The 5,242-nt window shown below is 39.8% G+C and carries 9 protein-coding genes; all 9 read right to left on the bottom strand.

Annotated elements, in window-relative coordinates:
- Window positions 1-277 precede the first annotated feature (277 nt).
- The gene (locus tag CIK04_RS15395; protein WP_097353672.1) at window positions 278-1,162 is read right to left on the bottom strand and encodes a YecA family protein; all 885 of its coding nucleotides are present in this window, start codon (window positions 1,160-1,162) and stop codon (window positions 278-280) included.
- 9 nt (window positions 1,163-1,171) lie between these two features.
- Window positions 1,172-1,573: a hypothetical protein gene (locus CIK04_RS15390; protein ID WP_097353673.1), complete on the bottom strand. Its 402-nt coding sequence runs from the start codon at window positions 1,571-1,573 to the stop codon at window positions 1,172-1,174.
- A gap of 132 nt (window positions 1,574-1,705) precedes the next feature.
- Window positions 1,706-2,368 (bottom strand): hypothetical protein, encoded by a 663-nt coding sequence (locus CIK04_RS15385; protein WP_046267896.1) that lies wholly within the window; start codon window positions 2,366-2,368, stop codon window positions 1,706-1,708.
- Window positions 2,369-2,507: 139 nt separating this feature from the next.
- Entirely contained in the window at window positions 2,508-2,810 is a 303-nt protein-coding gene (locus CIK04_RS15380) for a hypothetical protein (protein WP_225470039.1), read from the bottom strand.
- Window positions 2,811-2,846: 36 nt separating this feature from the next.
- Complete coding sequence (locus CIK04_RS35590) at window positions 2,847-2,936, bottom strand: DUF3265 domain-containing protein (RefSeq protein ID WP_097353674.1); 90 nt, start codon at window positions 2,934-2,936, stop codon at window positions 2,847-2,849.
- A gap of 350 nt (window positions 2,937-3,286) precedes the next feature.
- The gene (locus CIK04_RS15370) at window positions 3,287-3,739 is read right to left on the bottom strand and encodes a hypothetical protein (RefSeq protein WP_053543599.1); all 453 of its coding nucleotides are present in this window, start codon (window positions 3,737-3,739) and stop codon (window positions 3,287-3,289) included.
- A 257-nt stretch (window positions 3,740-3,996) separates the two neighbouring features.
- Window positions 3,997-4,392: a DUF3465 domain-containing protein gene (locus tag CIK04_RS15365; RefSeq protein WP_176463354.1), complete on the bottom strand. Its 396-nt coding sequence runs from the start codon at window positions 4,390-4,392 to the stop codon at window positions 3,997-3,999.
- 34 nt (window positions 4,393-4,426) lie between these two features.
- The gene (locus CIK04_RS35585) at window positions 4,427-4,561 is read right to left on the bottom strand and encodes a DUF3265 domain-containing protein (protein ID WP_157806512.1); all 135 of its coding nucleotides are present in this window, start codon (window positions 4,559-4,561) and stop codon (window positions 4,427-4,429) included.
- A 336-nt stretch (window positions 4,562-4,897) separates the two neighbouring features.
- Complete coding sequence (locus tag CIK04_RS35580; protein ID WP_128824628.1) at window positions 4,898-5,023, bottom strand: DUF3265 domain-containing protein; 126 nt, start codon at window positions 5,021-5,023, stop codon at window positions 4,898-4,900.
- Window positions 5,024-5,242: the final 219 nt, after the last annotated feature.

Below are 5,242 nucleotides of genomic sequence, written 5' to 3'. Positions count from 1 at the left end.
ACCTAAGATCAAATTTCTGATTGAGCCAGCCTCCCTAACCTCGCGCTTACCTGACAATTGATTGAGGCAACGCTCTGAATTTTCAGCGCCAAAGAATAAGTGTCCGAAAAACAGCGCTCAAAAAAGCCAACTTGCCGACAAACACCAAACTGAAAAGCCGAGGGAACAAAGAAAAACTATAAATCACTGATTTTACTTGATTAAGCATAACGCCCGCCTAAGGGGCTGGCAACGCATTACCACCAAACTCAACCACAACAACCATAACCACCGCGGCTCAATGGGACTGGAAATGCCACGCGTTGACAGTCCCTTTGAGGCGTTTGTTAGGCGAACCTTCATCAGAAATAAACTCAAAATGTACTGCGTTTACTAGCTGATTATTTATGCAACAATTTTTAAATTTTTTGTTACTGCCACAAAAACAAGCAGCATTTCGACTAAGTTTTTTATAGTCTGGGTTATGTCTTTTATAAATGATTTTCGAAATTTTTTGAAAACCCAATGGCTTCATTTTATCTTCTTTAATATATCCTGATAGTTTTAGTTGAACACTAAATTGTGGAGCATTATTTTTATATGGATTTAATATACAACGTTTATCTTTTGGATGTTCAGTTATAGCAACGTGATCAAGATACGCACCTTCCCCTTGTACAACTCCATAAGCGATTTCTCCAGCATACAATTCACCAACTATATGTGGACAATCTAACGAATCAATATCCAACCCACACAAGCTACATATATATTTATCAACAACCATTCCAATGCTGGAAAAAAGCGTGTAAGGATAAGTTCCTTCCAATGCAACAAGTTGCTTTTCATAGAATGAAAGCAGTGGACTTTCTTTCGATGAGAATTTTTTGAGTCTTCTAACATAATCCAAACAATCTTGCAGCTTATTCCAAGATTCAGAAAAATCCCCCTCTACAATAGACTCCCAATATTGTGAGTTTGATTGAAGAAGTTTAAATGTTTGTTCAAAGAGAAACACATTATTCTTCTGTTCATCTCGCAATCCAGATTTAATTTTTAGCAGCCTTGATATAGCTGATGATGCTAATATATTGGCCTCGATAAATCTCTTTCCATCAATACATGCCAAAATTTCATGGATAGCTTTTATATAACCAGAAACTTGAGATTCACTAAAATCCATTGATAAAAACTACCCCCTCATAAAATCATTAATACTAAACTTCTCCACAGTATTTTCTAAAGCACTTTCTGTACCATCAAAACTAAACTCCTTTTCAACCCCATTAATTTCATCCTTATATCTCACTCGTAAAGAGATAACATTCTTATCTCCTTCTAGTGAACCTTGAAATTTGAACTTAGCAAATTCAAGTACCAATGCTAAATAGTTTAGCAAGCTCATATCTAAAGCCAAACTAACAATGGGCATAATCAGAGACTGACTACGTAACAATGCTTTTTTCGCATTGCCTGGTGTTTCAACTTCAATTTCAGGATGGTTTAAATACATCCACTTCACAAATGTTCCAGTGACATCTGGCACTGTCTCTTTCATGTTGTCAGTTTTGATAATCGTCAACTTTTTACTCATACATCCCCCGTTCGCCTAACGCCCAATTAAGGTGTGAGGCACGCAATACGATGCTCCCGCATACCACCTTAATCACTTAAACCAACGCATAGCAAAAATGCCACGCGTGCCGAATCACTCTTAAATTGTTTGTTAGGTGGGTAAACTTTCACCTAGAATTACCCGTTTGTAAAACAACCTACCAAACTCATTACAACTTGGATGTTGCATAAATTTGATGTTATTACCATCATGTTTGGGCACAACATTCATATCGATTAAGCCTAAGCTTGCAAGGTAATACATGGAGTCCCCAGAAAAACCAGATGACCAAGCGTTCTGATAAGCGTAATGCAAATGTTGAATTACGTGTGGAGTTAGGTTACTAACCAAATGGCTATAAATATCAAAACTTTCCTTGGTTAAAGAGCCATCAATATAAAGCTTAAAACTACGTCCAAGGTATTTTGCAGCGTCTGCTGAGCTTAAAGCATCTAGAGTAAATAAGATCGCCTCACCTAACTCTTGAGATTTCGAAACACTCGACTCGGTTTGAGCAACAAACTTTTCTCTTTGTTCTATCGATAGAGTATCGAGTTCAAAGAGGAACATGGACACTTTTTTAGCAAAAGCATATGCCCTTATGTCATTGCCAGCTTCGATCAACCGTAGTGCAGGACCAAGTATAGGTATCGATTTTATAAGCTCATCTGTTAACAGCAAATCAATTGCCACTTCACCAACTTGCTCACTTAAAGGCACAATTCGTTTTGAAACCAATGATTTCAAGAAACCTTTGCTATATAAATCTTTCAAAGAACTCTCCCTTACCCACCTAACGCCGCGTTAAGTGGCGAGCAACGCCAACCACCTTACCTAAACCATTGTGACATAAACACTTAACCTGAAGAAAGTCGAAAGCGCCAAGCGTTGGGAGTCCGTCTTAAACGCTTTGTTAGGCATTTGACAACGGACGCAGCCGATCTGCCGGAATATTCCAACGCTCACCATTTGGAGTGGACACTGATATTGTCTTTTTATTGAATTTAATCACGACACAAGCATGAGAAATGCCTTTGCCATCGACAAACTCCGCTGGTGAACCAAGTGTAAACTGCTGCCTTTGGGCTTGGACTTCCTGTTCATCCAAGCTTTCCAAACGAGCTACAATTCGATTGTTCAACTCAATCAATTCTGTTCGAGTTAACTTGTCTATGTTCATATTGACAAAATCTACTACTTTGAAAATTGAGCGCATTATATCAGCTAAATTTTAGAATCTAACGATTAATGCCTAACGCCGCGTTAAGGGGTGAATGCCGCATAAACCGTGCTTCCGCAGACCACTTTCACCACAAAAATCACCGCATACCAAAAATGCCACGCGGCATGAATCCCTCTTAAACGCTTGGTTAGGCTTCTGACACTAGAGATAAATTTGACACTCTTTTTGTATCAATTTTCTAGCCAAAATGGTTACATCTTTGAGCTCATTCATTGAACCATAGTTTGAAAAATGAGGTTTAACCAAATTACATGAACCGCGAACTGACAAAGCTAGTCTTAGAAATGCAATAGAATCGCTTGGGTCCATATCTAGCTGCTTCAAAGAAACTTGAAATGCAGCCTCTAAATTGTTGTTCATATAATACCCAACATATTCAGAAGACAGTGTTTTATAATCGTCTACTACACTTTCTTCAGACGCTAGTGCCAATGATGAAGTATTCAGTACTATGGTATAACCAATAAGCCTGAGCCACTTGGTACTTTTGCTAAAAAGTCGTTCCATTGACCAGGATGAATTGTTGGACAACCAGCAGATCCTTTCCATGTTGTTTTATATCCCCAATGTACGTGTATGAAGTTTGCTCTTTTTCCATAGTCAGGAAAGTTTGGATTTTCATTTTGAGTTGGTACGAACTTATTATCATTAACAACCAGCGCGGGTATGCCTTTATGTGTACCATGAGTCAGTTTATACGTACCAGCACTGACATACGGATATGCATCCATACCCTTAACAGTCGGTTCGCTCGGCTTAAATGGATTCGGAGTAGTACTACCTTTGAACGTGCCTAAGACTTTGCCTTTGCTGTCAATAATTGTAACTTTTTGAGTATAAACCTTGTCCTTAGTCGTGCCATCTTCCGCAAAAATTACTTTCCAAGTATTGATTGTCTCCATACTTCAGCTTTCCTGTGTGTTGAAATTCAACAATAGTAATTGGAAGAGAGTTTACCAACTTAGTAACAAACATTATTTGCGACGCTAGTAGCAACAAATAGTACTTTGTTACTTCAATTCTATAAGCCTAACGCCCGCCTAAGGGGCTGGCAACGCATAACACTAAACTCAAACACAACAGCCGTAACCACCGCGGCTCAATGGGACTGGAAACGCCACGCGTTGACAGTCCCTCTTGAGGCGTTTGTTAGGTGAATTTACTCGTACACCTGCCCATTGTGTTTCAACCAACCATGAGTATGACGATTTTGAGGATCTTTATGAGTCCAATGAAGAACGCCACCCTTTTTGTTCCATTCGTACTCACCATAAAACTCAACACTGTCGCCAACCTTCAAGTTCGGAACTCTCGGTGCTAAGTCGATGTTATGAGCAACAAGCAACGTTTGTCCGCTATTAAGCTTTAAGATGAACTTTTGATGCTTTGAACCATCGTTGTCGTCGGGCAACACTTTCACCACGTGTCCAAATCCTTGAACCTGTAAATCACTTTGTTGCGATTGATAAGCTTGTTGTAAAACGGCGTCATTAGAATACAAGCCGGCAGAAAAACAGCTGGCGACAACGAGCCAAAAAGCTAAAAACCATTTCATAAAGCTGTCCTTGTTCAATCCACTCACCATTCACCTAACGCCGCGTTAAGGGGTGAATGCCGCATAAACCAACCTTATGCAGACCACTTTCACCACAAAAATCACCGCAAACCAAAAATGCCACGCGGCATGAATCCCGCTTAAACGCCTTGTTATGCTTAAGCTTCAATAACTTACGTTTTACTAAAAACAAGATTAACTCGACTTCGATTCAGAAACAAAAGCCAAAATGTAGAAAACCGAAATGAATCATAGTTTTGATAATCAGGCTCGGATTTTTGGCAAATCTAGTTTGAAGTTTGAAAACCTAGAAATGGATTTCTGATTGAGCGAACCGCCCTAACCTCGCGCTTACCCGAAAATTGATTGAGGCAACTCTCTGAATTTTCAGCGCCAAAGAATAAGTGTCCGAAAAACAGCGCTCAAAAAAACCGGCTTGCCGACAAACACAAAACTGAAAAGCCGAGGGAACAAAGAAAATCCATAAACCACTGATTTTAATTGATTAAGCATAACGCCGCGTTAAGGGGTGAATGCCGCCTAAACCAACTTTCCGCAGACCACTTTCACCACCAAAACCACCGCATACCAAAAATGCCACGCGGCATGAATCCCTCTTTAACGCTTGTATGGGAAATTATCCCCATTAATCGACCTGTTTCGGGTAATGTGAGACCCAGGCTTTAGCCGCAACTAAAGCTTTCTATGTTGTAGTTCGATTGAACGCTGGCTCCTCTATCGAGAGACCGATAACAAACATGAACGCGACATAGAACTCCAAGCACCAAACTCGAATACTCGACTGGGTCTCGAACCCGCATTACGCAAGCAAGAGTTAGCTTATTATGAA

The sequence above is a fragment of the Vibrio sp. 03_296 genome (genome assembly GCF_002265885.1).
This window is presented reverse-complemented; position numbering and strand designations above follow the sequence as displayed.